The sequence below is a fragment of the Microbacterium sp. ARD31 genome (genome assembly GCF_031844425.1).
In genome coordinates, this window is record NZ_JAUZVE010000001.1 from 210,600 (window position 1) to 236,965 (window position 26,366).

Genomic DNA, 26,366 nt, shown 5'->3' on the forward strand with positions numbered 1-26,366 from the left:
GTCAGGCCTCCTGCGGGGTGAGGACGATGTCGCCGACCGACACCGTGTCGCCGGTCGCGTACGAGACGTGCGCGATGCGTCCGACGGCGGCCAGGTCGCCCTCGGCCGAGCGGATGGCGTCGAGTGCGGCATCCGGTCCCGTGATGGTCAGCGACGCGACCGGCGTCTTCTGCGAGGCCTTCGCCTCGGTCTTCGCGCGGCGCACGCTGATGAGCGCTTCGCCCACCGTCCGCAGCACGGCCGGGTCACCCTCGATGCCGAGCGGTTCGGGCCACGAGGCGGTGTGCACCGACCCCTCCTCGAACCACGACCAGGCCTCCTCCGCGGCGAACGAGAGCACCGGCGCGAGCAGACGCAGGAGCGTCGACAGGGCCATGCGGAGCGCGAGCGCTGCCGACGCCTGACCGGCATCGGCCTGGTTGTACGCACGCTCCTTGACGAGCTCGAGGTAGTCGTCGCAGAAGGTCCAGAAGAACGCCTCGGTGACTTCCAGCGCGCGGGCGTGGTCGAAGGCGTCGAACGCCTTCGTCGCGTCGCGCACCACCTGATCGAGGGTCGCGAGCATCGACGCGTCGAGCGCGTGCGTGATGCGGGCGTCCTCGGGGACCGGGAACGACAGGACGAACTTCGCCGCATTCAGGACCTTGATCGCCAGGCGACGGCCGATCTTGACCTGCGTCGGGTTCTGCGGGTCGAAGGCGGCGTCGGCGCCGAGACGGCTCGAGGCCGCCCAGTAGCGGACAGCATCCGTGCCGTGGGCGTCGAGGATGTCGGCGGGCGTCACCACGTTGCCCTTGGACTTCGACATCTTCTTGCGGTCGGGGTCGACGATGAAGCCGGAGATGGCGGCATCCGTCCACGGCGCCCGGCCGTCCTCGAGCACCGAACGCACCATGGTCGAGAAGAGCCACGTGCGGATGATGTCCTGGCCCTGCGGGCGCACGTCGAACGGGGCGACGAGGTTCCACAGCTCCTCATCGCGCTGCCATCCGCCGGCGAGCTGCGGGGTCAGCGACGAGGTCGCCCAGGTGTCGAAGATGTCGCGCTCGGCGTCGAACCCGCCGGGCACGCCGCGCTGGTCCTCGGTGTAGCCGTCGGGCACGTCGGTGGTGGGGTCGACGGGCAGGCGCGACGCGTCGGGCGTCAGGACGCGGTCGTAGTCCCGCTCGCCGTTCTCGTCGAGGCCGTACCAGACCGGGATCGGCACACCGAAGAAGCGCTGACGCGACACGAGCCAGTCGCCGGTGAGACCGTTCGTCCAGTTCTCGTAGCGCACCCGCATGAAGTCGGGGTGCCAGCCCATGCTGCGCCCCATCTCGATGAGCTTCTCGCGCAGGTCGGCGTCGCGCGCCCCATTGCGGAGGTACCACTGACGGGTCGAGACGATCTCGAGGGGGCGGTCGCCCTTCTCGTAGAACTTCACGGGGTGCGTGAACGGCTTCGACACCTCGAGCAGCTCACCGGACTCCTCCAGCAGCTCGACGATGCGCTTCTTGGCGCTGAACACCGTCTTACCGGCGAGTTCCGCGTAGGCCGCCTTCGCGGCATCCGTCACGAGCACGTCGGGAGCCTCGTCGATGATGCGGCCGTCGCGGCCGAGGATCGTGCGGTTGGGCAGGTCGAGCTCGCGCCACCAGATGATGTCGGTCACGTCGCCGAAGGTGCAGATCATGGCGATGCCCGTGCCCTTGTCCTTCACCGCGAGGGGGTGGGGGAGGACCGGCACCTCGACGTCGAACAGCGGGGTGCGCACGGTGGAGCCGAAGTACGGCTGGTAGCGCTCGTCGTCGGGGTTCGCCACGAGTGCCACGCACGCGGGGAGCAGCTCGGGCCGCGTCGTCTCGATGTGGATGTCGCCCGAACCGTCGGTCTTGTGGAAGGCGACGCGGTGGTACGAGGCCTGCTGGTCCCGGTCCTCGAGTTCGGCCTGCGCGATGGCGGAGCGGAAGTCGATGTCCCAGAGGGTGGGCGCCATCGCCTGGTAGGCCTCGCCGCGCTCGAGGTTGCGGAGGAAGGCGAGCTGGCTCGTGCGGATCGTGTCGTCCGAGATGGTGCGGTAGGTCTGCGTCCAGTCCACCGACAGGCCGAGCTTGCGGAACAGGTCCTCGAACTGCTTCTCGTCCTCGATCGTCAGCTCCTCGCAGAGCTCGATGAAGTTCCGTCGGCTGATCGGCACCTGGTCGGCCGGCTTCAGGCTCTTCGCGTCACCGCGGAACGGCGGCGTGAAGTCCGGATCGTAGGGGAGCGACGTGTCGCAGCGCACGCCGTAGTAGTTCTGCACGCGACGCTCGGTCGGCAGGCCGTTGTCGTCCCAGCCCATCGGGTAGAACACGGTCTTGCCGCGCATGCGCTCGTAGCGCACCTTCACGTCGGTGTGGGTGTAGCTGAACACGTGACCGATGTGGAGCGAGCCGGATGCCGTCGGGGGAGGCGTGTCGATCGAGAAGACGCCCGCGCGTCCCTTCGCCTTGGCCGCGTCGCGGTCGAACAGGTACGTGCCGGCGTCGGACCACGCGGCATCCCACTTCTGCTCGAGGCCTTCCAGGGCGGGCTTGTCGGGAATGTGCGCATTCGTCATGGTGGGGCTCCTCGAGCGATATGTGCGGCACTGTGTGAGCGTGCCTGAGTGTGGATGCCGCGCCAGTCTACCGCCGGGGCGTCCGCCGGACGGGTGACGCTTCGCGAGGAGATGGAGGTTATCGAGGAGCGGATGCGGGATCCGCCCCTCGGGACGCGTCATCTCCTCGCGAACCTCCGCCGCTTCCTCCCCGGTGCGCACCGGGCCGCGCCCGTGCACACCGTTCCGGCGGTGCCGGTTTGTCGGCCGGTCGAGGCCGCAGGCTGTGCGGATGAGGGTGACGGATGCGGTGGGGCAGCGCGGTGGGATCGTCCGATCGGCGGCGTTGCGCCGACTCGGCTTCAGTGAGCGCGCGGTGCGCACGGCGGTGGACATAGGGGAGTTCGTGAGGCCGCGGCGAGGGTGGGTCGCCCTCCCGTCGAGCGACCCCGCGCTCCGCGCGGCGGCCGCTGCAGGGGTCGTCCTCTCGTGCGTCACGCAGGCGCAGCGACTGGGGCTGTGGGTGCTGCACGCGGAGGGGGCGCACGTCGCGGCATCCGCTCATTCGGGATCCGTCCGGACCGAGGACCCGGGCACGGTCGTCCACTGGTCCGAGCCGATCGTGCCGCGCGCACCGGATGCGCTCGTCGACCCGATCGAGAACGTCCTCGCGCTCAGCGCGAGCTGTCTGCCGTTCGAGGAGGCCCTCGCGATGTGGGAGTCCGCGATCGAGCGGGGACCGGTCCAGCTGCCCGCGCTCCGTCGGCTGCCGTTCCGCGGACGGGCACGCGAGGTCCTGGCCCAGGTGACACCCTTCGCCGGTTCGGGCCTCGAGTCCTTCATCCCGCCGCGGCTCGCGTGGCTGCGGGTGCCCATCGTGCCGCAGGCCTGGATCGCCGGACATCGCGTGGACTTCCTGCTGGGCGATCGCCTCGTCCTGCAGATCGACGGCGGCACCCACGTCGGCGCGCAGCGCGACAGGGACAACGCCCACGACGCCGAACTGATGCTGCTCGGGTACCACGTGATCCGCGTCGGGTACGCGCAGGTCGTGCATCGCTGGCACGTCGTGCAGGACGCCGTCGCGCGCGCGGTGGCGCAGGGGCTGCATCTCGCTGAGCGGTGACGGTGACGCTGTCGGTGACGGTTCGCGAGGAGATGGAGGTTATCGAGGAGCGGATGCCGGGATCCGCCCCTCGGGACGCGTCATCTCCTCGCGAACCTCCGCACAGCGACGCGCCACGCGCCGCGGCCGGCGTCAGCGCGTCAGAACGCGGCCTCGATCGTCTCGTTGCCGTCGATGATCTTGCGCACCGGGTCGCTCGTGAACGCGTCGATGAGCGCCTCGGTGGAGGCGGCATCCGCGTCCTCTTCGGGGACGACCAGCTGCAGGGCGAAGCGGTCGTCGAGCTCGGTCAGCAGCCCGTCGTCCTGCGGGGTGAGGCCGAGGGCGGCGATGTGGGACGGCCACTGGAAGACCAGGTCGGCCTCGTCGTACGCCGTGTTGAGCTGGTTGATCTGGAGTTCGAGGAACTGCAGGTCCTTCGGGTTTTCGGCGATGTCGTCCACGGTCGCCTCGTACGGGTCGACGCCCTCGGCGAGCGTGATGAGCTTCGCGTCGGCGAGCATCTTCAGCGCACGGCCGGTGTTGGAGGCGTCGTTCGGGATGGCGACGGTCGCCCCCTGGGGCAGGTCGGCGATGTCGTCGATCGTCTTCGAGTAGAACGCGATCGTGAAGTTGTAGATCGGCTGCACCGCTGTCAGCGACGCGTCGTTCGCGGCGTTGAACTCCTGCATGTAGGGCTCGTGCTGCGAGAAGTTCGCGTCGATGTCGCCGGCGGCGAGCATCTTGTTGATCGTGATGTAGTCGGCGACCTCGACGAGCTCGATGGCGTAGCCGTCCTCGATCTCGTCGGCGGCGGCCTCGACGATGTCGGTCATGGGCGAGGTGACGGCGCCGACCCGCAGCGTCTGCACCTGCTCACCGCCTGGTGCGGCGGGTGAGGCACAGCCGGCCAGGAAGGCGACGGCGGCGGCCGTGAGGGCGGCGGCGAGGGTGAGGCGGCGCGGGGACATGGTGCTCCTTGTGGGATGGGGGTGGATGCCGGTGGTGGCGGACGCTCAGCGATGGTCGAGGCGGACCGAGATCCGCTGCCCGACCGCTTGGATCACGAGGACGATGGCGAGGATGACGAGGATCGTGAAGTACATGAGCGCGTCGTCGTACTCCTGGTAGCCGTACCGCAGAGCGAAGTCTCCGATCCCGCCGCCGCCGACCACACCGAGGACGGTCGAGTAGGACAGCAGGCTGATGCTCGCCGAGGTCAGCGCGTACACGAGACCCGGCAGCGCCTCGGGCAGGAGGAAGCGCCACACGGTCTGCGGCACCGTGGCCCCGAGGGTCTGCGCGACGCGGGGGATGCCGGGGCTCACCTCGCGGAGGATCTGCTCGACCAGCCGGCCGTACACGGCGACGGCGACGACGCACAGCGAGAATGTCGCAGCGGGCGTGCCGAAGGTGGTGCCGTAGATCGCCCGGGTCGCCGGCACGAGGAACACGACGAGCAGCAGGAACGGGAACGAGCGGATGACGTTGATCAGGAAGTTTGTGACGGACCAGACGAGGCGCTGAGGGAGGATCCCGCCGGGACGCGTGAGGTAGACGGCGGCCCCGAGCGGCATCCCGAACACCACGGCGGCCGCGAGCGAGACGCCGAGCATGTAGCCGGTCTCGCCGAGGGCCGCGATGAGGTCGTCGCCGCGCTCGGCGAGCGACGCTCCGAGCGAGGCGAGGACGTCCTCGGGGTCGTTCATGCGCCGAGCTCCCGTCGCGCGCGATCGAGGTAGCTCTCGCGCTCGCCGCGTGCCGCCTCGGGAACGTCGAGCACCTCGACGAGCCTGCCGTCGTCGAACAGGCCGACCCGGTCGCACACGCCGCGGACGACGGCGAGGTCGTGGGTGACGATGACGATCGTGGTCCCGAAACGGTCCCGGGCGTCGCGGAGCAGGTCGAGCACCTCGGCGGCGGTCGCGGCATCGAGCGCCGACGTGGGCTCATCGCACAGCAGCAGGCGCGGCCGTGTGACCAGTGCCCGGGCGATCCCGACGCGCTGACGCTGGCCGCCGCTGAGCTGCGCCGGGTAGGCGTCCGCGCGGTGATCGAGCCCCACGAAGCGCAGCACGTCGTCGACGGCGGCGTGCGATCGCGCTTTCCGGGGTCGGAGCGCGAGGGCGACCTCGACGTTCTGGCGGACGGTCCGGTTGGACAGCAGGTGGACACCTTGGAAGACGACGCCGACCTGACGTCGCAGCCGGCGCAGGCCCGCCCGGTCGAGGCGGCCGACGTCGTCGCCGAGCACCCTCACCGAGCCCGCGGTGGCCGCGACCTCACCGGTCAGGAGGTTCAGGAGCGTGCTCTTGCCCGCCCCGCTCTCGCCGATCACGCCCAGGATCTCTCCGTCGGCGACGATGAGGTCGACGTCGGTGAGGCCCTGTACGCCGCCGGAGTAGGCGACGCCCGCACGAGCGAGCTCGACCGGGGATGTGGACAGCACGAACGGACCTCAGAACGTTGTTGGATGAAGTCCAATTATAGTTCTGCCATGAGCACCAGGTACCGGACCGAGGCGATCAACGACGACGGCGGGACCGGTGTCAGCCGGATCGTCGGCGGCCTGGAGGTCGCGGTCTCGAACCCGCTGAGCCCCGATGCGGACCTGTCGCGCACCAATCCCGAGCAGTTGCTCGCCCTGGCTTGGGCCACCTGCCTCGACGCCACCCTGCAGGCGATCGTGAAGGCCGCGCACCGGACGCGGGTCCGCGTCGAGGTCGAGCTCCACGACTCCCCGGAGCGCGGCGGCTACGAGTTCCACGTCACCGCTTTCGTCTCCGCCGAGGGACGCACCCTCGCCGAGACAGAGGAACTCGTCGCTGCCGCCCACGATCGATGCCCGATCTCGCGGCTCCTGCAGGGAGCGGCGACCGTCGGCATCCGTGCGGAGGACTGGGCCTCCTAGCGGTCCACGGCGAAACCGAGGTGCGGCATGTCGACGCCTCGGTAGCGCGTGACGAAACGACGGCGCACGGTCATGCCGAGGCGGATGGCGACGTTCATCGACGCGATGTTCGTGTCGCGGACCTTCGCCCAGACGGTGGCGGCGTCGAGGTGGCGGAAGGCCCAGTCGCGTGACGCCGCGGCGGCCTCGGTCGCGTATCCCCGATGCCAGTGCGCCCGCTGGAAGAGGTACCCGACTTCCAGGACCCCGACGTCCTCGATCCGCTGGCGGGTGATCCCGCACTGGCCGATCATCCCGCCCGGCTCGGCGGCGAGCTCGACCGCCCAGAGCCCGAACCCGTCCTCCTCGTAACGTTGCAGGTTGCGATCGAGCCACGCCCGGCACTCCGCCTCGGCGAAGGCCCCTTCGTAGGCGGTCATCGCAACCGGGTCGGTGAGGATCGTCCGGAGCGCCGGCAGATCGTCTTCGCCCATGTCTCGGAGAACCAACCGGGCAGTACGCAGTCTCATTCGCCGGTCCGGACGTCGATCCCGAGGGATGCCGCGAGTGCGAGCGCGTGCGAGGTCGCCTGGTCGGAAGTCATGGTGACGCCGCGCAGCATTCGGACATCCGTGAACGACAACACCTCCGCGCCGCGCAGGTCGACGTCGCTCGCCTGCCACTCCCTGACGTCCATCTCGTCCACCGACGTCCCCCCGAACCGCATCCGCTCGACGCGGGCGCCCGGGAGGTCGAGGGTGCCGATGCGGCATCCGCTCACCTCGACGTCGCGCAGGGTCGCGCCCCCACCCGTCACGTAGTCGACCCGCACGCCGTCGAGGACGAGCCCGTCGCACCGCGCTCGCGAGAGGTCGAGCGTGCCGATCCGGCCGCCGCGCACCACGACCGTCCGCCACGTCGCGTCGCGGGCGATCAGTTCGGCGGCCGACACCCCGTCCACGACGACGTCCGCCAGAACCGCGCCGGTCAGATCGAGGGAGTGAACGGATGCCGGGGCCACGACGCTCTCGCTGATGCGGCTGTGCGCGGCATCCGTCGTTCCGGGGTCGAGGTCGATGCGCGCCTCGGAGAACCCGCCCGACCGGCGCAGCGTCGCGGGTTCGAACGCGCGGGGCAGATCGGGATCGGGGATGCGGGGCGGCTCGGGACGGGTGCGGGGGCGGGCCATGACGCCAGGCTATGCCGACGGTATGATTGTGGACATCAGCACCGATCCGGCCATCACCGGGGAGCTCTCGGAAGAACAGCGGTCCGCCGCCCAGTAGAACCGAGCGGGGCAGGCCCGTCATCGCCGCAGGTGAGTGGGTGCCCCCGGATCCGGGTGGCATCAAGCGGGGTGGTACCGCGGTCTCCGGATCGTCCTCGCAGGAGCAGACCTGCAGGAGTGACATGACCTACCCCCGACCTTCCGCCTTCGGCCCGGCCGCCGACGCGCCCGCGGCCGTCGTCCCGAGCCCGCGCTTCCCCGACCTCGAGCGCGAGGTCCTCGCGTTCTGGGAGCAGGACGACACGTTCCGCGCCTCGATCGCGCAGCGCGACGGCGCCGACGAGTGGGTGTTCTACGACGGTCCGCCGTTCGCCAACGGCCTGCCGCACTACGGGCACCTCCTCACCGGGTACGCGAAGGACCTCTTCCCGCGCTTCCAGACCATGCGCGGCAAGAAGGTCGACCGGGTCTTCGGGTGGGACACGCACGGCCTCCCCGCCGAGCTCGAGGCGATGAAGCAGCTCGGGATCACGGAGAAGAGCGAGATCGAGGACATGGGGATCGCCGCCTTCAACGCGAAGGCGCGCTCCTCCGTGCTCGAGTACACGCAGGAGTGGGAGAACTACGTCACCCGGCAGGCCCGCTGGGTCGACTTCGAGCGCGGCTACAAGACGCTCGACACCGGGTACATGGAGTCGGTGCTGTGGGCCTTCAAGGAGCTCTACGACAAGGACCTCGCCTACGAGGGCCACCGCGTGCTGCCCTACTGCTGGCGCGACGAGACGCCGCTGTCCAACCACGAGCTGCGCATGGACGACGACGTCTACAAGATGCGCCAGGACCCGTCGGTGACGGTGACCTTCCCGCTCGTCGGCGCGAAGGCCGAGGCCCTGGGCCTCACCGCCGTCCGTGCGCTCGCCTGGACGACGACGCCGTGGACCCTGCCGACCAACCTCGCGCTCGCCGTCGGACCCGACATCGAGTACGTGGTCCTGCCGGGCGGTCCCGCCGGCGCCGCCGACGTCCACGAGGACGCCCTCGAGGGGCAGTCCCACCGCTACCTGCTCGCCGCCGACCTGCTCGGCAACTACGCGAAGGACCTGGGATACGCCTCCGCCGAGGAGGCGCGCGCCGCTGTCGACCAGACGGTCCGCGGAGCGGAGCTCGCCGACGTCGCGTACGACCGCCTGTTCGACTACTACGCCGACGAAGAGACGTGGGGCACGCAGAACGCCTGGCGCATCCTCGTCGACGACTACGTCACCACGACCGACGGCACCGGCATCGTCCACCAGGCCCCGGCCTACGGTGAGGACGACCAGCGTGTGACGGGGGCCGCCGGCATCCCGCTCATCATGAGCCTCGACGACGGCGGACGCTTCCTGCCTCAGGTGACCGACGTCGCCGGCGAGCTGTGGATGGACGCGAACCGTCCGCTCATCCGTCTGCTGAAGGCCGAGGGGCGGCTCTTGCGCGAGGCGTCGTACGAGCACTCGTACCCGCACTGCTGGCGCTGCCGGAACCCCCTCATCTACAAGGCCGTCTCGAGCTGGTTCGTGCGGGTCACCTCGATCAAGGACCGCCTCGTCGAACTCAACGAGCAGATCACGTGGGCGCCCGAGAACGTCAAGCACGGGCAGTTCGGCAAGTGGCTCGAGGGCGCGCGCGACTGGTCGATCAGCCGCAACCGGTTCTGGGGCTCGCCGATCCCGGTGTGGAAGAGCGACGACCCCGAGTACCCGCGCGTCGACGTCTACGGTTCGCTCGAGGACCTCGAGCGCGACTTCGGTCGCCTGCCGGTGAACGAGGCCGGCGAGGTGGACCTCCACCGCCCGTTCATCGACGACCTGACCCGGCCGAACCCCGACGACCCGACCGGGCAGTCCACGATGCGCCGCATCGAGGACGTGTTCGACGTGTGGTTCGACTCCGGCTCGATGCCGTACGCGCAGGTGCACTATCCGTTCGAGAACCGCGAGTGGTTCGACGAGCACGCCCCCGCCGACTTCATCGTCGAGTACATCGGGCAGACCCGCGGCTGGTTCTACGTCATGCACGTGCTGTCGGGCGCGCTGTTCGATCGTCCCGCGTTCTCGGGCGTCGCCTGCCACGGCATCGTCCTCGGCAGCGACGGGCAGAAGATGTCGAAGTCCCTGCGCAATTACCCGGACGTCAGCGAGGTCTTCGACCGCGACGGCTCCGACGCGATGCGCTGGTTCCTGATGAGCTCGTCCGTCTTGCGCGGCGGCAACCTCGTCGTCACCGAGGAGGGCATCCGCTCGGGCGTGCGCGAGTTCCTCCTGCCGCTGTGGAACGCCTGGTACTTCTTCTCGACGTACGCGAACGCGGCCGGCGGACCCGACGGCGAGGGGTACGAGGCCGTCTGGCGCACGGACTCCACGAACGTCCTCGACCGTCACATCCTGGCGCTCATCGGCGACCTCGTCCGCGACGTCGCCGCCGACCTCGAGGCGCTCGACTCGACGATGGCCGCCGCCAAGCTCCGCGAGTTCGCCGAGGCGCTCACCAACTGGTACATCCGCCGCTCCCGCGACCGGTTCTGGGTGGGGGTGGATGCCGCTGACCCGAGCACGACCGAGGCGTTCGACACGCTCTACACGGTGCTCGAGACGCTCACCCGCGTCGCAGCGCCCCTCATCCCGCTCGTCGCCGAGCGCGTCTGGCAGGGACTCACCGGGGGTCGCAGCGTGCACCTCGAGGACTGGCCCGACGCCGAGCGGTTCGCCGCGGCATCCGACATCCGCGAAGCCATGGACACCGTCCGCGAGGTCTCGTCGGTCGCCAACGCGCTGCGCAAGAAGGAGGGCAAGCGCGTGCGTCTGCCCCTCGCGTCGCTGACGGTCGCCGTGACGGGCGCCGACGGACTCGCGCAGTTCGAGGACATCGTCCGCGACGAGCTCAACGTCAAGGCGGTCGAGGTCGTCGAGCTCACCGACGGCCTGGCCGAGCAGTACGGCATCAGCCAGCGTCTCGCGGTCAACGCGCGCGCCGCGGGGCCGCGCCTGGGCAAGCAGGTGCAGCACGTCATCAAGGGCGCCAAGGCGGGCCTGTGGAGCGAGGAGGGCGGCGTGGTCGTCGTCGACGGCATCGCGCTCGAGCCGGGGGAGTACGACCTCACGCTCGAGGCGGGCGGCGTCGCCGAGGGCACCGCGATCGCGCTCCTGCCGCGCGGCGGCTTCGTCCTGCTCGACACCACGACGACGCCCGAGCTCGAGGCCGAAGGCCTCGCGCGCGACGTCATCCGCGCCGTGCAGGACGCCCGCAAGGCGGCCGGATTCGAGGTGAGCGACCGCATCGCGCTGCAGCTCACCTTCGCCGACCGTGCCGACGCCGAAGCCGTCGCCGCGGCGTTCGACGTCGCCGACGTCGCGGGCGAGACGCTGTCGGTCGCCGACCTCGTCGCGACCGCCGACGGCGACACGCTGCGCGGCGAGGCCCTGCGCTCGAGCCCCGAGTACACGGCATCCGTCCCCGCCGGCACGTACGCGAACGCCGGCGACCTCACCATCGGCGTCCGCCGGATCGGAGCGACCTCATGAGCGACCGGACCCGAGCGGATGCCGTGTACGCGGCGCTCCTGCAGCGGCAGGGCGAGCGGTGGGTCGAGCCCCGCGTCGAGCGCACCCGTCGTGCCCTCGAGCTCCTCGGCGACCCGCAGCGGACCTACCGCGTCATCCACGCGACGGGCACGAACGGCAAGACGTCGACGAGCCGCATCGCGGAATCGATCGTGCGCGCCCACGGCCTGCGCACGGGGCTGTTCACCAGCCCCCACCTCGAGCGGTTCACGGAGCGGATCATGATCGACGGCGAGCCGATCGCCGACGCCGCGGTCGCCGACGCGTGGGACGAGATCGCCCCGATCGTCGCGCTGGTGGACGAGGAGCTCGACGGCAAGGGCGAGCCGCCGCTCACCTTCTTCGAGCTGCTCACCGTGCTCGCCTTCGTCTCGTTCGCCGACGCCCCCGTGGACGTCGCCGTGATCGAGGTGGGCATGGGCGGTGCGTGGGACTCGACGAACACGGCCGACGGCGACGTCGCGGTCTTCGCCCCCATCGACATCGACCACGCCGACAAGCTCGGCGACACGATCGCCGAGATCGCGACGGTGAAGGCCGGGATCATCAAGCCGAACGCGGCTGCCGTCTCGGCGGCGCAGCAACCCGCGGCCCTCAGCGTGCTGACGACGGCCGCGCGGGCTCAGGACGCGTCCCTGGCCGTCGAGGGCGAGCAGTTCGGCCTGCTCGACCAGAAGCTCGCGGTCGGCGGTCAGCTGCTCACGGTCCGCGGACTCGCCGCGACCTACGAGGAGCTGTATCTGCCCCTTTACGGCGCGCACCAGGGGCGCAACGCCGCCCTCGCGATCGCCGCGGTCGAGTCGCTCATCGGCGGTGGCACGCAGCCGATCGCCCCCGATGTGCTGGCCGACGGACTCGGCGCCGCCACCTCGCCTGGGCGCCTGCAGCTCGTGGGAGTCGCGCCCACCGTGCTCGTGGACAGCGCCCACAATCCGCATGGCGCGCGATCGCTCGTCGCAGCGCTCGGCGAGTCGTTCGACTTCGACGAGTGGGGCCTCGTTCTCGGCGCCTTCGCCGACAAGGACGTCGCCGGCATCGTCGGCACGCTCGCGCCCGCCGTCGCGCACGTGTTCGCCACGGCGCCCGAGTCCGACCGGGCGGAGGAACCGGATGCCGTCGCCGACCTCGTCGAGCAGACCGAGACACCCGTGACGGTCCACCGCGACCTCGCCGATGCCGCCGAGGCCGCGCGTGCGTGGGCCGCGGCATCCGACCGCCGGGCCGTCGTCATCGCCGGCAGCGTCGTGCTCGCCGGCGAAGCCGTCGTGCTCGCCGAGGCGGAGGACTGGAAGTCGGGGTACGAGGCGTGAGCGGGCCGCGCGTGCGCCGCCGGCGCGGCGCCCGGGAATCGCTCCTCTCGGTCATCCTCGGGTTCGAGTCGATCGTCGCGTTCCTGGCCGGTCTCGCGGTCTACGGCCTGCGCGCGCTGCCCGAGGGCATCGAGCCGTGGTGGGGGATCGTCGGCGGCGTCGTCCTCGGCCTCCTGATGATCGCCCTCGCAGGGGTCACCCGGTACCGCTGGGCGGTCATCGCCGGCGGCGCGCTGCAGGTCGTCATCGCGCTCGGGGCGATCCTCGTGCCCGCGCTCCTCATCGCGGCGGCCGTTTTCGGCGCGTTGTACGTCTATGGCACCATCAAGGGCGGCGCGCTCGATGCGCGCAACGCCTCACTCGCCGCCGAGGCGGAGAAGAACGGAGACTGACATGGCCACCGAACAGACCCTCGTCCTGGTGAAGCCCGACGGGGTCGCCCGCGGACTCACCGGCGCGATCCTCGCCCGCATCGAGGCGAAGGGGTACTCGCTCGTCGACATCCGCCTCGTCGAGCCCGACCGTGAGCGTCTCGAGCAGCACTACGCCGAGCACGCCGGCAAGCCCTTCTACGAGCCGCTGCTCGAGTTCATGATGTCGGGGCCCTCGGTCGCCGTCCGCCTCGCCGGCAACCGCGTCATCGAGGGGTTCCGCTCCCTGGCCGGCACCACCGACCCGACCACGGCGGCACCGGGCACCATCCGCGGCGACTTCGGCCGCGACTGGGGCCTCGCCGTCCAGCAGAACCTCGTCCACGGCAGCGACAGCGTCGAGTCCGCGAACCGCGAGCTCGCCATCTGGTTCGACTGACCCGGATCCACGAGAGCGCCCGTCCCGTCATCGGGGCGGGCGCTTCGTCGTGTCAGCGGGTGAACTCCGAGATCCAGTCCAGCTGCACCTGCGCGATCACCCCGATGATGGCGAAGGCGACGATCGCCATGAGCGGCGTCCACGCCATCAGGGCGTCCGCGCGACGGCGCGCGCTAGCGGAGGCCGGCAGCGCGCCGACCCGCACCAGATGCACGGCGACGGCGAAGAACGTCGGGATCGTCACCGACCACGTGACCATGCACCAGGGGCAGAGGGTCGCGAGCACGAAGATGCTCTGCGAGATGAGCCAGAGGACGAAGGCGACGGCGGCGGTGACTCCGAGCCCGAACAGCACCCAGAACCATCGCGCGAAGCGCGCGCCGGCGAGCAGCGCCGCACCGACCACGATCGGCGCGACCCAGCCCGTCAGGCCGAGGATCGGGTTCGGGAATCCGAACACCGACCCCTGCGCCGATTCGAGGTTCTTGCCGCACTGGACGAGCAGGCTGATGTCGCAGGATGCCGCGGACCCGGGATTCTCGAGGAGATGGAAGCGCTCGGTGGTCAGCTGGAAGGCGGCGAACCAGCCCACGACGCCGGCGAAGATGAGCCACAGGGCGAAGACAGTCGGGCGGGAGGTGCGGCTCGGGGAGGGCATGCGGGCGATTATCGCACCGCCCGTGATCCGCTCTCTGAGGCGCCGGCCGTGCATATCCGAGGGCGTCGGTCACGGCTCCGGCTCGGGAAGTGGGATAATGGGGGTCGACGTCCCCGCGGCCGCGCCGCCAGGATGTCACCAGAAGACTTCGGGCGAGCAACGCCCGCGCAGCATCACCCCGCCGCGAGTGCGGGGATCGGCTGCAGACCAGATGAGTTCGCGGCACACCTCCGAGACCGGAGCGGAGCCGCCCGATTTTCGCCGGACGGCACGCGGAGCCGTCGGCTGGGAGTAAGCCAGAGATGGCAGATGAGACGAACGACACGACAGCATCCGATGCGACCGAGGGCGTTCTGACGCCTCACGACGCCGACGGCGGGACCGAGACCGGCCAGCCCGTCGAGGCGGAGTCGCAGCCCGCCGAGCCGACCGAGGACGCGCCCGTGGACGCGGCCGTCGAGGTCGAGGCCCCCGCCGAGGTGGCTCCGGCCGCGGAGGCGCCCGCCGAAGAGGCGCACGGGACCGAGGCGCCCGCGGAGGAGGCGCCCGTGACCGAGACGCCCGCGGCGGAAGCGCCGGGGGCACCGGAAGAGCCCGCCGCCCCCGCGATCCCCACCGCCGTGAGCCTCGGTCTGCTCCCGGAGCAGTTCGTCTCCGCGGTGTCGACCGCGCTGCACTTCTACGCCCCCGAGGTCGCCCCGCTCCCGGCCCTGTCGCGCGACGATCGTGACGACCGCGACGACGCCGGAGCCGAGGCATCCGGGGGATCGCGTCGCCGCAACCGCCGGCGCGGCGGCGGCAACACGTCCGAACAGAACGACGAGCCCGCGGCGCCGCGTCGTCGCGTCGTCGAGGTCATCACCGAGCCGCAGCGCATCAAGGGCTCGACGCGCCTCGAGGCCAAGAAGCAGCGTCGCCGCGACGGACGCGAGGCGGGCCGTCGGCGCGCCGTCGTCACCGAGGCGGAGTTCCTCGCGCGCCGCGAGTCGGTCGACCGCGACATGATCGTTCGTTCGCGCGGCGGCCGCATCCAGATCGCCGTGCTCGAGGACAACGTCCTCGTCGAGCACTACGTCGCGCGCAACCAGGACGCCTCCCTCATCGGCAACGTCTATCTCGGCCGCGTGCAGAACGTGCTCCCCAGCATGGAGGCGGCCTTCGTCGACATCGGTCGCGGTCGCAACGCCGTGCTGTACTCGGGCGAGGTGGACTGGGATGCCGTCGAGACCGGCAACCAGCCGCGCCGGATCGAACTCGCCCTCAAGTCCGGCGACCGCGTCCTCGTGCAGGTCACCAAGGACCCCGTCGGCCACAAGGGTGCGCGACTGACCAGCCAGATCTCGCTCCCCGGCCGCTACCTCGTGTACGTGCCCGGCGGCGCGATGAACGGCATCTCGCGCAAGCTCCCCGACACCGAGCGCGCCCGCCTCAAGAAGATCCTCAAGGAGGTCCTCCCGGAGTCCTCGGGCGTCATCGTGCGCACCGCGGCGGAGGGAGCCACCGAGGAGCAGCTCACCCGCGACGTGCAGCGCCTCACCTCGCAGTGGGAGCACATCAGCACGCAGGCTCAGACGGGCCAGGCGCCCGCGCTCCTGCACTCCGAGCCCGACCTGCTCGTCAAGATCGTCCGCGACGTCTTCAACGAGGACTTCCGCAAGATGCTCATCCAGGGGGCTGAGGCGTACCAGACGATCACGTCCTACCTCACCGGCGTCGCCCCCGACCTGCTCGAGCGCATCGAGAAGTACGAGGGGGAGCAGGACCCGTTCGACGTGTTCCGCGTGACGGAGCAGATCGAGAAGGCGCTCGACCGCAAGGTGTGGCTGCCCTCCGGCGGATCGCTCGTCATCGACCGCACCGAGGCCATGACGGTCGTCGACGTCAACACCGGCAAGTTCGTCGGCACGGGCGGCAACCTCGAGGAGACCGTCACCAAGAACAACCTCGAGGCCGCGGAGGAGATCGTCCGCCAGCTGCGGCTGCGCGACATCGGCGGCATCATCGTCGTCGACTTCATCGACATGGTGCTCGAGTCCAACCGCGACCTCGTCCTGCGCCGCCTCGTCGAGTGCCTGAGCCGCGACCGGACGAAGCACCAGGTCGCCGAGGTCACCTCGCTCGGCCTCGTGCAGATGACCCGCAAGAAGATCGGCCTCGGGCTGCTCGAGACCTTCAGTGAGGCGTGCGAGGTGTGCGCCGGTCGCGGCGTCATCGTGCACCACGACCCGGTCGTCAAGCACCGCACTTCGTCGGGCGGGGGCAACGGCAACGGCAACGGCAACAACCGGCGCCCGCGTCAGAACGGCGGCTCCGCGCCGGCGCAGAACGGCGCCGCCGCCGCACCGGCACCCGGCGGCACGCACGTGATCACCGAGGGTGTGAAGTCCGCGCTCGCGCAGATCGCGGCATCCACCATCCAGCCGCACGAGGAGCCCACCGCTGTCGTCGCGGAGGAGCCCGTCGCCGAGCGTCCCGAGCGGCCCAAGCGCCCGCGCCGCAAGAAGGCGGAGCCCGCCAAGACCGACGCCGACCGCCTGCTCGACTCGGTGCTCGAGGCGCTGCCCGAGCCGAAGGCGCCCGGTCAGGGGCGCGCGCGTCGTCGCGTGACGACCGCCGCGCTGACCGGCACGCCCGTCCAGACCCCGACCGAGGACTGAACGCGCACGTCACCGTCCGCGGCGCTCGCGGGCGGTGACGCGCAGTCCCGAGGCGATCAGCCGACGGACCAGGTCGTGCGCACTCACGCGCTCCGCACCGCCCGCCACGAGGCGATCGATCGCGTCCTCGGGGACGTCGTAGTGGTCGCGGTCGAAGGCGCGGGGCGGGATGCCGTGGGTCGCCGCGAAGGCGTGGAGCTCGTCGAGGTCGTTGTCCGAGACCATGTGGGCCCAGAGCCTGCCGTGCGCCGGCCACATCGCGGAGTCGACGAGGATGGCCATCCGCCGATCATATGACCGCGCCGCGCGAGGGGGACCGCCCGCGGCGCGCCGGGCCGCGCTTTTGCCCTCACTGCGGCGATCGGGTATTCTGGCTCCTTGGTGCGTCACGTGTCGCAGGCAGTTGCGACGCAGAGCCTGGCTTCCGCACCACGACTTCCAGTCTCATCAGACAATCGGAGCCGAGCGCTCCACAGAAGAAACAAGGTGTGAAGTGGTTTACGCAGTTGTGCGCGCCGGTGGCCGTCAGGAGAAGGTCCAGGTCGGCACCATCGTCGTCCTCGACCGTCAGGCGGCGAAGGTCGGCGACAAGATCGAGCTCCCCGCCGTCCTGTTCGTCGACGGCGACGCCGTGACGACCGACGCCGACAAGCTCGCGAAGGTCAAGGTCACCGCCGAGGTCCTCGGCGAGGAGCGCGGCCCGAAGATCGTCATCCAGAAGTTCAAGAACAAGACCGGCTACAAGAAGCGCCAGGGCCACCGCCAGGACCTCACGCGCGTCAAGATCACCGGCATCAAGTAAGAAGCCGAGAGGACACGAGAGATGGCACACAAAAAGGGCGCGAGCTCCACCCGTAACGGTCGTGACTCCAACGCACAGCGCCTCGGCGTGAAGCGTTTCGGCGGCCAGCAGGTCCTCGCCGGCGAGATCATCGTCCGTCAGCGCGGCACCCACTTCCACCCGGGCGCCGGTGTCGGCCGCGGTGGCGACGACACGCTGTTCGCGCTGGCCGCGGGCGCGGTCGAGTTCGGCACGAAGGGCGGCCGCAAGGTCGTCAACATCGTGTCGGTCGCCGAGTAATCGGACGCAATCCTTCATGAGGGGCGGGCTACGGCCCGCCCCTCGTCTTTTCCCCTGATAGGAGACATCGCATGGTGACGTTCGTCGACCGCGTGACGCTGCATCTGCGCGCGGGCAAGGGCGGCAACGGCTGCGTCTCTGTCAAGCGCGAGAAGTTCAAGCCGCTCGCCGGCCCCGATGGCGGCAACGGTGGGCACGGCGGCGACATCGTCCTCGTCTCCGACCCGCAGGTGACGACGCTCCTGTCGTACCACCACTCGCCGCACCGCTCGGCCGGCAACGGCGGGTTCGGCATGGGCGACCACCGCTCCGGCGCGAACGGCGAGCCCCTCGAGCTCACCGTCCCCGTCGGCACGGTCGTCAAAGACGACAACGGTGAAACCCTCATCGACATGGCGACCCCCGGCATCCGCTTCGTGGTCGCGCCAGGCGGGCAGGGCGGTCTCGGCAACGCGGCGCTCGCCAACCCCAAGCGCAAGGCCCCCGGCTTCGCGCTGCTCGGCACGCCCGGCTGGGAGGGGGATGTCCACCTCGAGCTGAAGACGGTCGCCGACGTCGCCCTCGTGGGCTTCCCGTCCGCCGGCAAGTCGAGCCTGATCGCGGCGATCTCCGCCGCGCGGCCCAAGATCGCCGACTACCCGTTCACGACGCTCCACCCGAACCTCGGGGTCGTCCAGGCCGGCGATGCGCGGTACACCGTCGCCGACGTGCCCGGCCTCATCGAGGGTGCCAGTGAGGGCAAGGGTCTGGGACTCGAGTTCCTGCGTCACGTCGAACGCTGCACGGCGCTCGTGCACGTCCTCGACTGCGCGACGCTCGAGCCCGGTCGCGATCCTCTCAGCGACCTCGACGTGATCCTCGCCGAGCTCGGGGCCTACCCCGTGCCCGAGGGCCAGGTGCCCCTGCTGGAGCGTCCGCAGCTCGTCGCACTCAACAAGCTCGACGTCCCCGAGGCGAAGGACCTCGCCGACCTCGTCCGGCCCGAGCTCGAAGCGCGCGGCTTCCGCGTGTTCGACATCTCGACCGTCAGCCGCGACGGTCTGCGTCAGCTGACCTTCGCGCTCGGCGAGATCGTCGAGGAGCACCGCGCGGCCCTCGCTGCCGCGCCCGCGCCGGAGCGCGTCGTGATCCGCCCGAAGGGATCGACGAAGGACTTCGAGATCCGCGTCGAGGGCGGCACGTACGGCAACATCTACCGCATCCTCGGCGACAAGCCGGTGCGGTGGGTGCAGCAGACCGACTTCCAGAACGAGGAGGCCGTCGGATTCCTGGCGGACCGCCTCGAGAAGCTGGGCGTCGAGGACGGCCTCTTCAAGGCCGGCGCGCAGGCCGGGTCGACGGTCGTGATCGGCCCCGGTGACGGCATCGTGTTCGACTGGCACCCGTCCCTCGGGTCCGCGGCCGAGCTCATGACCGCGCCGCGCGGCACCGACCCCCGACTCGATCTGAACCCGCGTCGGACGACGTCCCAGCGCCGTGACCGCTATCACGAGCGGATGGATGCGAAGGCCGAGGCCCGCGCCGAGCTCGAGTCCGAGCGCCTCGCGGCCCGCGGGGAGGACGAGGACGCGTCGTGACGCTGCAGGACCGCGCGGGCCTCGCCGGCGCACGCCGTGTCGTGGTGAAGGTCGGGTCGTCCTCGATCAGCGGTGAGAACGCCGGCAAGATCGGACCGATCGTCGATGCCCTCGCCGAGGCGCACGCGCGCGGCACCGAGGTCGTGCTGGTCTCCTCCGGCGCCATCGCCACCGGCATGCCGTTCCTGCTCCTCGACGCGCGTCCGAGCGACCTCGCCACGCAGCAGGCGGCCGCCGCGGTGGGGCAGAACGTCCTCATCTACCGCTACCAGGAGGCGCTGCGCCCGTTCGAGATCGTCGCGGGTCAGGTCCTGCTGACCGCGGGCGACCTCGAGAACCCGACGCACCGCTCGAACGCGCGACGCGCGATGGAGCGATTGCTGGGTCTGCGGATCCTGCCGATCGTCAACGAGAACGACACCGTCGCGACCCACGAGATCCGCTTCGGCGACAACGACCGGCTCGCCGCCCTCGTCGCCCAGCTGATCGGGGCCGACGCACTCGTGCTGCTGAGCGACATCGAGACGCTCTACACCCGCCCGCCCGACGAGCCCGGCGCCGTCCCCATCACGCGCGTCGACTTCGGTGACGAGCTCGCCGGGTACCAGTTCGGCTCCGTCGTCGTGAACAGCGTCGGCACCGGGGGAGCAGCCACAAAGGTGTCGGCGGCCCGGCTCGCGTCCGCTGCGGGGATCGCGGTGCTCGTCACGAGCGCCGATCTCGTGCACGCGGCGCTCCGCGGCGACGAGGTGGGCACGTGGTTCGCGCCGAACCCGCATCCCGCCGCGCCGTCGATCACCGGGTCCGTGCGGGTTCCCGAGGCCTGACACGAGGGGAGCGGCGGCATCCGTCCGCTCTAGACTTGGCGGATGACGATCACCGCGACCACCCCCCAGGAGCGCATGCACGCGGCGCGCACCGCGTCCCGGTCCCTGGGTCTGTTGACGGATGCCGCCAAGGCCGACCTCCTGCGCTCGATCGCCGCCGCGATCGAGGCGAACATCGCGCCCATCGTCGCCGCCAACGCCGAGGACCTGGCGCGCGGCCGCGCCGACGGCCTCTCGACCGGCCTGCTCGACCGGTTGACGCTCGACGATCAGCGGGTGCGCGCCCTCGCTGCCGCCGTGCGCGACGTCGCCGAGCTCCCTGACCCCGTGGGTCGCGTGCTCGATGAGCGCGTCCTGCCCAATGGATTGCACCTGCAGAAGGTGTCCGTCCCATTCGGGGTGATCGGCTCGATCTACGAGGCCCGCCCCAACGTGACCGTCGACATCGCCGCCCTCGCGCTGCGGTCGGGCAACGCCGTGGTCCTTCGCGGCGGGAGCGCTGCGCAGTCCTCGAACGCGGCCCTCATCGCCGTCATGCGCGGCGCCCTCGCCGAGGCCGGCGTCGACCCCGAGGCCATCCAGACCGTCGACGACTTCGGTCGGGACGGCGCGCGGGCGCTCATGCGCGCCCGCGGACTCGTCGACGTCCTCGTCCCGCGCGGCAGCGCGCAGCTGATCGAGACGGTCGTCACGGAGTCGTCGGTGCCGGTCATCGAGACCGGTGCGGGCGTCGTGCACATCGTCCTCGACGAATCGGCTCCGCTCGAGTGGGCGACCGACATCGCCGTCAACGCGAAGGTGCAGCGCCCCAGCGTATGCAACGCCGTCGAGACTCTGCTGGTGCATCGGGGCGCCGCCGAGCGCCTCGTGCCGCCCGTGGTGGCCGCTCTGCAGGCCCAGGGGGTCACCGTCCACGGCGACGACGCCACCGCGGCCCTGGCGGCCGATGTGGTCCCCGCGACGGAGGCCGACTGGGCGACCGAGCACATGAGCCTCGACATCTCGGTGCGTGTCGTCGACGACCTCGACGAGGCCCTCGCGCACATCCGGCGCTACTCGACACAGCACACCGAGTCGATCATCACGGCCGACGACGCGGCCGCGGAGCGGTTCCTCGCCGAGGTGGATGCCGCGGTCGTCATGGTCAACGCGTCGACCCGTTTCACCGACGGCGGCGAGTTCGGCTTCGGCGCTGAGGTGGGCATCTCGACGCAGAAGCTCCACGCGCGGGGCCCCATGGGCCTCCCGGAGCTGACGACCACCAAGTGGCTGGCGCGGGGCGCCGGGCAGATCCGCTCCTGACCAACTAAACTGTTCCTGCACCCGACCCCTCGAACGGAGCCCGAATGAATCTCGCGACGACCATCGTTTCCGCTGCGGCGGAGGCCGAGCACCAGGGCGGCAACGTCATGGCCACGACCTTCGTCTACGGTGTGGTGGCCCTCGTGCTGTTCCTGCTGCTCGCGCTCGTGTCGGTGTCGTACCGCAACGTGGCCAACCGCCACGCGCACAAGGCCGAGGCGTACGCCGCGAAGAACCCCGTGCAGCAGGCGGGCCACGGCCACCACTGAGGCCGTGTCCATGGCAACCACGCGCGCACCGCGTATCGGTGTGATGGGCGGCACGTTCGACCCGATCCATCACGGCCACCTCGTGGCGGCGAGCGAGGTCGCTCAGTCGTTCGATCTCGACGAGGTCATCTTCGTCCCGACCGGTCAGCCGTGGCAGAAGTCGGGTGTCTCCTCGGCGGAGCACCGGTATCTGATGACCGTCATCGCGACGGCATCCAACCCGATGTTCACCGTGAGCCGCGTCGACGTCGACCGGACCGGGGCGACCTACACGATCGACACCCTGCGGGACCTCAAGGCGCAGCGGCCCGAAGCCGACCTCTTCTTCATCACCGGGGCCGACGCCATCGCGCAGATCCTCGGGTGGCGCGATGTCGCCGAGCTATGGGAGCTCGCGCACTTCGTGGCGGTGTCGCGTCCGGGGCACACGCTCAGCGTCGACGGGCTGCCAGCTGAGGACGTCAGTAAGCTCGAGATCCCCGCCCTGTCGATCTCCTCCACCGACTGCCGCGCTCGCGTGAGCCGTGGACACCCCGTCTGGTACCTCGTCCCGGATGGCGTCGTCCAATACATCGCGAAGCATCACCTGTATCGGAGCAAGGCATGAGCACACCTGACCAGCCGAGCACTCCGCCGCTCACCCGGCGCCAACTGCGCGAGCTGCGCAACACGGCATCCACGCCCATCATCACCCCCGAGCAGGCGCAGGCGGATGCCGAGATGTCGGATGCCGCCGCGGAGGAAGCGGCCGAGGCGGCCGCCGCCCACGAAGCCGAGGTCGCGCCCGAGCGGACGCCGATCGCGCTCGACGATCTCTCCGACCTCGACCCGGACGCGCATCCCGTCACGCGGCGACAGGCGCGTCTGCTGGAGAAGCTGCGCACCGGCACCGTCGAGGTGATCCCGACCGACACCGGCGACGTCCCCACCTCGGAGACCGAGGCCGACGCCGGAGATGAGGCGCCCGAGGATGCTCCCGACGTCGTCGACGCCGAGGACATCGAACACCCCGAGGAGCCTGCAGCGGCGGACGAGCCTGCTGTCGATGAGCCCGCGGACGAGATCGAGGCCGAGCCGCTGCACGGAGCCGTCGACGAGGACGCGCACGGAGCCGTCGACGAGGTCGCGCACGATGTCGACGAGGACGCGCACGATGTCGACGACGAGGAGCCCGCGGCCCACGGCGACGAGTCCGCGGAGCACGAGAATCTCGCCGAGGAGGAGCGCGCACAGGACGACGCGCCCGCAGAGGCGGATGCCGACGAACCGGCCGACGCCGCCGCCGCCGAACCCGCGGAGCGCAAGGAGACGGAGGCGCACGACGAGGAGCAGGAGCCGGCGCGCGTCGTCGCGCCCGATCTCGGCGCGCAGCTGCTCGAGGACGGGGCGGCGCACGTCGAACTGCCGCCGTCGTTCGACCACCTGCTGACCCGGGGAGGGAGCGGGTCCGCCTCCGCGCCGAACGCCCTCATCCTGTCGCAGACGCCCGACACCGGCTCGCTGTCGGTCCCGATCCTCGGTACCGGTGAGTTGATCATCACGGGCAGCTACCAGCTGCCCGACACGTTCGGCTCGACCGGTGGAGCCCCCGGGGTCTCCGACGGGAAGGATGCCGACGCCGCCCTCATGGACGGGGAACTCCCGCCGGCGTCGTCGCCCACCCCGATCGCCGCGTCGGCCGCGATCAGTACGATCAAGAGTGCGGATGACATCGTCCGCCCCCCGGCGCCCGAAAAGGGCAGCCGCCTCATGATGACACTCGCGATCTGCGCCGGAGCCCTCGGGCTTGCCATCGCGACAGTGCTCGTCCTCATCCTTGTGAACGGAAGTTTCTGATGGTCGCTGCAGAGCACACGCACGAACTCGTCCAGGTGGCCGCCGCCGCCGCCGACAGCAAGGGCGGCACGGATCTCGTCGCCTTCGACGTCTCCGGTCCGCTCCCGCTCATCGACGCGTTCCTCCTCGTGACGGGAAACAGCGAGCGCAATGTTGCCGCCATCGCCGACGAGGTCGAGGACAAGATGCTCGAGGCCGGGCAGAAGCGTCTGCGCCGCGAAGGGCGCGACGAGTCGCGTTGGGTGCTGCTGGACTTCGGCGACCTCGTCGTGCACGTCTTCCACGAGGAGGAGCGGGTCTTCTACGGGCTCGAGCGCCTGTGGAAGGACTGCCCGGTCATCCCCGTGACGATCGCGGAGCCCACTCCGAGCGAGTGACGATGTCGCCTCGTGTTCAGAGCACTCCTCGGCGTGTAGTAAACTGAATGAGTTGCCGCGAGCGGCGACCAAGGGCCTGTGGCGCAGCTGGTAGCGCACCTGCATGGCATGCAGGGGGTCAGGGGTTCGAGTCCCCTCAGGTCCACCAAAACTCCCGGTAAAGCACCGAAACTTCACTCCCCGATCGGGGGGTTTGAATGTTTGGTAGTCGAGTACTGGTCACTTCGCCGAGTAGCCGCAGGGCGCTTTCGAGCCTCCTAGAGCTATCTGCAAGGTACGCGGCAATCCCCGCGCACCTTCGCTGTATGGACAGCGGTGGCACCTCACAGTCGGGACTCGGCAACTACGTCTCGTTGGCTGAGCTTGCCGCCGAGTCGAAGGTCTCCGTTCAGACGATCTACGACCTGCGGAGTAGGGGGTGCGGGCCGCAGGGATTCCGTGTCGGCACCCCGTTGAGGTTTCGCAAAAGCGAGGTAGACGCCTGGGTCGAGCGCACGGAACAGGCTGACGAGCAGCGCCACGCGGGCGGTGCAGCATGAACGGCGGACGGCCACGCACCCTGATCGGCTCCTACGGGACCATCAGCGTCACCAGGCGCGGCACCTCCTACGTGGGCCTTGCGCGCATCTGCGACGCCGACGGGCGCCTGCGCAGACTCACCGGTGCTGCTCGCACCGAATCGGCGGCTCGAGCCCGTTTGAAGGAGCGTCTCCTCGACAGGCCCGGGTTTGGAGCCGGCGGTCTCCTCGACCTCAGTAGCTCCTTCCGAGACCTCGCTGACCTGTGGCTCGAGGATCTGGAGCTGCGCGAGTTGTCGGACGGGACGAAGAAGAACTATCGCGACGATCTCCGGCTCCGAGTGAGGCCGCAGTTCGAGCACTTCTCGGTCGGTGAGATCACTGCGGGTCGCGTGGAGTGGTCGGGAAGCCCCTTGACATGTGGTTCGTGGGTGCGTTTGCTGTCTCGCGGAGTGCCGGCGTCAGGACAAGGCTGACGTCGTGCGCGGGTTGCAAGCATCAGGGACGGCCGTCATGGTCGTAGGCGACGGGGTGAACGACGCACCCGCGCTGGCAACCGCAAGCGTCGGTGTCGCTATGGGACGCCATGGATCGGACCTCGCGCTCGACACCGCCGACGCGATCATCATCCGCGACGACCTCAGCGCGATTCCCAACGTCATCACCCTCTCCCGGCGGGCGCGCCGGTTCGTCATCGCTAACCTGATCATCGCCGGGACATTCAGCCACACTCGTCCTGTGGGACTTGATCGGAACGCTGCCGCTTCCTCTCGCCGTCGCCGGCCACGAGGGATCGACCGTCATCGTCGCCCTCAACGGACTCCGGCTACTCCGTCGCTCGGCGTGGAACTGATCGACTCCCCACACCGACCCGCCGTGCCGAAACCCCGCACCGACTCCATCTGTCCCGAAACGAGGTTCTGAAACGGTGCGGGGTTTCGGGGGCTCACTTCGCGATCGCCGCGGCGCATGCCACAAACGATCGTTTTCGGCGCAGCCAACGTGATGACGCTCGCTCCTAGGTCATGACCGCACTCGGGTCATGCAGATCTGGACGAGCTACTCCTTGGGGCACTCTCGCAGAGCTGTCTCATCGAATGTTGGGGCGGGACGTGCCTGCGCCTCTTCGGGGGTTCCAGCGATGCCGTTGCTCGCAATGTCGTCGATGAGCCAGTTCATCTCGAGGATTTCGTTGCGCTGCGCCGCGCTGATTTCGGCGGCGAGTTCGCAGACGCGAACGTCCTGGATCTGTGCACGTTCGGAGCGGGTGATGGCGAGGGAGTGGTGGGGGATCATCGCGTTCATCCAGGCGGTGTCGTCCACGGTGATCTGACTGCGGTCAAGCGCGACTCCGCCGGCGAGCAGCAGGACGCTAACTGTGGCGACGGCGATGTTCGCTTTGACGCTCTTGTACATGTTGAGCATCCACGCCAGCATGACCAACCCCATCGCACCGCCCATGGTCAGGGCCATGAAGACGCGGCTTTCGCTGAAGCGGACGTGGCTCCACTCCCACGAGCCGACGAACATCACCCAGTACATGACAACCATTCCGGTGAGGATCATCGCCCCGAATCGCAGATACATCTTCCAGGGCGTGGAGTGACCTTGTTGGCTGTGATCGCCGGTCGCTGCGCTTCGGTCGTTCTGCTGGGGGTCGTGGTGGTCGTTCGCGGTCATGACGTCTCCTGTTCGGATGGGAGGGGGTGCGGCGACGGTGACGGGGCGGGCGATTGCGGCATCGACCGTCCCGTCAGCGACCGCC

Annotated in this window: 27 protein-coding genes and 1 tRNA gene; 19 read left to right on the forward strand and 9 right to left on the reverse strand. The window is 70.1% G+C overall.

All coding sequences use genetic code 11. The features are described from left to right. Position 1 precedes the first annotated feature (1 nt). Complete coding sequence (gene valS / locus Q9S36_RS01045; protein ID WP_311283613.1) at positions 2 to 2,578, reverse strand: valine--tRNA ligase; 2,577 nt, start codon at positions 2,576 to 2,578, stop codon at positions 2 to 4. A gap of 271 nt (positions 2,579 to 2,849) precedes the next feature. Here valS and Q9S36_RS01050 point away from each other — a divergent pair, with 271 nt between their 5' ends. Further along, complete coding sequence (locus Q9S36_RS01050) at positions 2,850 to 3,683, forward strand: type IV toxin-antitoxin system AbiEi family antitoxin domain-containing protein (RefSeq protein WP_311283614.1); 834 nt, start codon at positions 2,850 to 2,852, stop codon at positions 3,681 to 3,683. Positions 3,684 to 3,823: 140 nt separating this feature from the next. Here Q9S36_RS01050 and Q9S36_RS01055 read toward each other — a convergent pair whose 3' ends face one another. From Q9S36_RS01055 to Q9S36_RS01065, 3 genes are read right to left on the reverse strand one after another with little or no spacing between them, the layout of a single operon-like run. Next, a complete protein-coding gene (locus Q9S36_RS01055; protein WP_311283615.1) occupies positions 3,824 to 4,633 on the reverse strand; it encodes a MetQ/NlpA family ABC transporter substrate-binding protein in 810 nt (269 codons plus the stop codon). A gap of 45 nt (positions 4,634 to 4,678) precedes the next feature. Beyond that, on the reverse strand, positions 4,679 to 5,371 hold the full coding sequence (locus Q9S36_RS01060; protein ID WP_311283616.1) for a methionine ABC transporter permease: 693 nt from the start codon (positions 5,369 to 5,371) through the stop codon (positions 4,679 to 4,681). Then, positions 5,368 to 6,111 carry an ATP-binding cassette domain-containing protein gene (locus Q9S36_RS01065; protein WP_311283617.1) on the reverse strand — a complete coding sequence of 248 codons (744 nt, stop codon included), beginning with the start codon at positions 6,109 to 6,111 and terminating at the stop codon, positions 5,368 to 5,370. Before Q9S36_RS01065 ends, Q9S36_RS01060 begins: the two co-directional genes overlap by 4 nt. A 48-nt stretch (positions 6,112 to 6,159) precedes the next feature. Between Q9S36_RS01065 and Q9S36_RS01070 the strand changes: the two genes are divergently transcribed. After that, positions 6,160 to 6,573: an OsmC family protein gene (locus tag Q9S36_RS01070; protein ID WP_311283618.1), complete on the forward strand. Its 414-nt coding sequence runs from the start codon at positions 6,160 to 6,162 to the stop codon at positions 6,571 to 6,573. On the opposite strand, the gene Q9S36_RS01075 is transcribed toward Q9S36_RS01070, so the two are convergent. Continuing rightward, positions 6,570 to 7,082 (reverse strand): GNAT family N-acetyltransferase, encoded by a 513-nt coding sequence (locus Q9S36_RS01075; protein ID WP_311283619.1) that lies wholly within the window; start codon positions 7,080 to 7,082, stop codon positions 6,570 to 6,572. The genes Q9S36_RS01070 and Q9S36_RS01075 overlap by 4 nt on opposite strands. After that, a complete protein-coding gene (locus Q9S36_RS01080; RefSeq protein ID WP_311283620.1) occupies positions 7,079 to 7,741 on the reverse strand; it encodes a hypothetical protein in 663 nt (220 codons plus the stop codon). Before Q9S36_RS01080 ends, Q9S36_RS01075 begins: the two co-directional genes overlap by 4 nt. Before the next feature lie 221 nt (positions 7,742 to 7,962). On the opposite strand from Q9S36_RS01080, the gene ileS reads away from it, so the two are divergent. The 4 genes from ileS to ndk are packed head-to-tail and all read left to right on the forward strand — an operon-like array spanning position 7,963 to position 13,499. Continuing rightward, the gene (gene ileS, locus Q9S36_RS01085) at positions 7,963 to 11,340 is read left to right on the forward strand and encodes an isoleucine--tRNA ligase (RefSeq protein ID WP_311283621.1); all 3,378 of its coding nucleotides are present in this window, start codon (positions 7,963 to 7,965) and stop codon (positions 11,338 to 11,340) included. Continuing rightward, positions 11,337 to 12,689, forward strand: coding sequence for a folylpolyglutamate synthase/dihydrofolate synthase family protein (locus tag Q9S36_RS01090; protein ID WP_311283622.1), 1,353 nt, complete (start codon positions 11,337 to 11,339; stop codon positions 12,687 to 12,689). The genes ileS and Q9S36_RS01090 overlap by 4 nt, the downstream gene beginning before the upstream one ends. Continuing rightward, the gene (locus Q9S36_RS01095; protein WP_311283623.1) at positions 12,686 to 13,081 is read left to right on the forward strand and encodes a DUF4233 domain-containing protein; all 396 of its coding nucleotides are present in this window, start codon (positions 12,686 to 12,688) and stop codon (positions 13,079 to 13,081) included. The genes Q9S36_RS01090 and Q9S36_RS01095 overlap by 4 nt, the downstream gene beginning before the upstream one ends. Position 13,082: 1 nt before the next feature. Beyond that, positions 13,083 to 13,499, forward strand: coding sequence for a nucleoside-diphosphate kinase (ndk, locus tag Q9S36_RS01100; RefSeq protein ID WP_311283624.1), 417 nt, complete (start codon positions 13,083 to 13,085; stop codon positions 13,497 to 13,499). A gap of 52 nt (positions 13,500 to 13,551) precedes the next feature. On the opposite strand, the gene Q9S36_RS01105 is transcribed toward ndk, so the two are convergent. Next, positions 13,552 to 14,157 (reverse strand): vitamin K epoxide reductase family protein, encoded by a 606-nt coding sequence (locus Q9S36_RS01105; protein WP_311283625.1) that lies wholly within the window; start codon positions 14,155 to 14,157, stop codon positions 13,552 to 13,554. A 302-nt stretch (positions 14,158 to 14,459) separates the two neighbouring features. On the opposite strand from Q9S36_RS01105, the gene Q9S36_RS01110 reads away from it, so the two are divergent. After that, positions 14,460 to 16,814: an Rne/Rng family ribonuclease gene (locus Q9S36_RS01110; RefSeq protein ID WP_311283626.1), complete on the forward strand. Its 2,355-nt coding sequence runs from the start codon at positions 14,460 to 14,462 to the stop codon at positions 16,812 to 16,814. A gap of 9 nt (positions 16,815 to 16,823) precedes the next feature. Here the strand turns inward: Q9S36_RS01110 and Q9S36_RS01115 are convergent, their stop codons facing one another. Continuing rightward, positions 16,824 to 17,096, reverse strand: a complete 273-nt coding sequence (locus Q9S36_RS01115; protein ID WP_217531489.1) for a DUF4031 domain-containing protein — start codon at positions 17,094 to 17,096, stop codon at positions 16,824 to 16,826. A gap of 211 nt (positions 17,097 to 17,307) precedes the next feature. Here Q9S36_RS01115 and rplU point away from each other — a divergent pair, with 211 nt between their 5' ends. The 12 genes from rplU to Q9S36_RS01175 all read left to right on the forward strand — a co-directional run bounded on the left by rplU (position 17,308) and on the right by Q9S36_RS01175 (position 25,525). Further along, entirely contained in the window at positions 17,308 to 17,616 is a 309-nt protein-coding gene (rplU, locus tag Q9S36_RS01120; protein ID WP_064002215.1) for a 50S ribosomal protein L21, read from the forward strand. A gap of 21 nt (positions 17,617 to 17,637) precedes the next feature. Further along, complete coding sequence (rpmA, locus tag Q9S36_RS01125) at positions 17,638 to 17,895, forward strand: 50S ribosomal protein L27 (protein WP_064002214.1); 258 nt, start codon at positions 17,638 to 17,640, stop codon at positions 17,893 to 17,895. Positions 17,896 to 17,966: 71 nt separating this feature from the next. Further along, positions 17,967 to 19,472 carry a GTPase ObgE gene (gene obgE / locus Q9S36_RS01130; protein ID WP_064002213.1) on the forward strand — a complete coding sequence of 502 codons (1,506 nt, stop codon included), beginning with the start codon at positions 17,967 to 17,969 and terminating at the stop codon, positions 19,470 to 19,472. Beyond that, complete coding sequence (proB, locus tag Q9S36_RS01135) at positions 19,469 to 20,299, forward strand: glutamate 5-kinase (protein WP_311283627.1); 831 nt, start codon at positions 19,469 to 19,471, stop codon at positions 20,297 to 20,299. The genes obgE and proB overlap by 4 nt, the downstream gene beginning before the upstream one ends. 42 nt (positions 20,300 to 20,341) lie before the next feature. Next, a complete protein-coding gene (locus tag Q9S36_RS01140; RefSeq protein ID WP_217531487.1) occupies positions 20,342 to 21,601 on the forward strand; it encodes a glutamate-5-semialdehyde dehydrogenase in 1,260 nt (419 codons plus the stop codon). Positions 21,602 to 21,645: 44 nt separating this feature from the next. After that, the gene (locus Q9S36_RS01145) at positions 21,646 to 21,870 is read left to right on the forward strand and encodes a hypothetical protein (RefSeq protein ID WP_253034889.1); all 225 of its coding nucleotides are present in this window, start codon (positions 21,646 to 21,648) and stop codon (positions 21,868 to 21,870) included. Positions 21,871 to 21,880: 10 nt separating this feature from the next. Further along, complete coding sequence (gene nadD / locus Q9S36_RS01150; RefSeq protein ID WP_311283628.1) at positions 21,881 to 22,477, forward strand: nicotinate-nucleotide adenylyltransferase; 597 nt, start codon at positions 21,881 to 21,883, stop codon at positions 22,475 to 22,477. Next, positions 22,474 to 23,706, forward strand: a complete 1,233-nt coding sequence (locus Q9S36_RS01155; protein WP_311283629.1) for a hypothetical protein — start codon at positions 22,474 to 22,476, stop codon at positions 23,704 to 23,706. Before nadD ends, Q9S36_RS01155 begins: the two co-directional genes overlap by 4 nt. Next, positions 23,706 to 24,083: a ribosome silencing factor gene (gene rsfS, locus Q9S36_RS01160; protein WP_311283630.1), complete on the forward strand. Its 378-nt coding sequence runs from the start codon at positions 23,706 to 23,708 to the stop codon at positions 24,081 to 24,083. The genes Q9S36_RS01155 and rsfS overlap by 1 nt, the downstream gene beginning before the upstream one ends. Before the next feature lie 72 nt (positions 24,084 to 24,155). Beyond that, positions 24,156 to 24,231: transfer RNA gene (locus Q9S36_RS01165), tRNA-Ala, on the forward strand. Between the two features lie 157 nt (positions 24,232 to 24,388). Continuing rightward, on the forward strand, positions 24,389 to 24,622 hold the full coding sequence (locus tag Q9S36_RS01170) for a helix-turn-helix domain-containing protein (RefSeq protein WP_311283631.1): 234 nt from the start codon (positions 24,389 to 24,391) through the stop codon (positions 24,620 to 24,622). A gap of 459 nt (positions 24,623 to 25,081) precedes the next feature. Next, a complete protein-coding gene (locus Q9S36_RS01175) occupies positions 25,082 to 25,525 on the forward strand; it encodes an HAD hydrolase family protein (RefSeq protein WP_311283632.1) in 444 nt (147 codons plus the stop codon). Between the two features lie 135 nt (positions 25,526 to 25,660). On the opposite strand, the gene Q9S36_RS01180 is transcribed toward Q9S36_RS01175, so the two are convergent. Next, positions 25,661 to 26,281 (reverse strand): DUF305 domain-containing protein, encoded by a 621-nt coding sequence (locus tag Q9S36_RS01180; RefSeq protein ID WP_311283633.1) that lies wholly within the window; start codon positions 26,279 to 26,281, stop codon positions 25,661 to 25,663. Between the last annotated feature and the right edge of the window lie 85 nt (positions 26,282 to 26,366).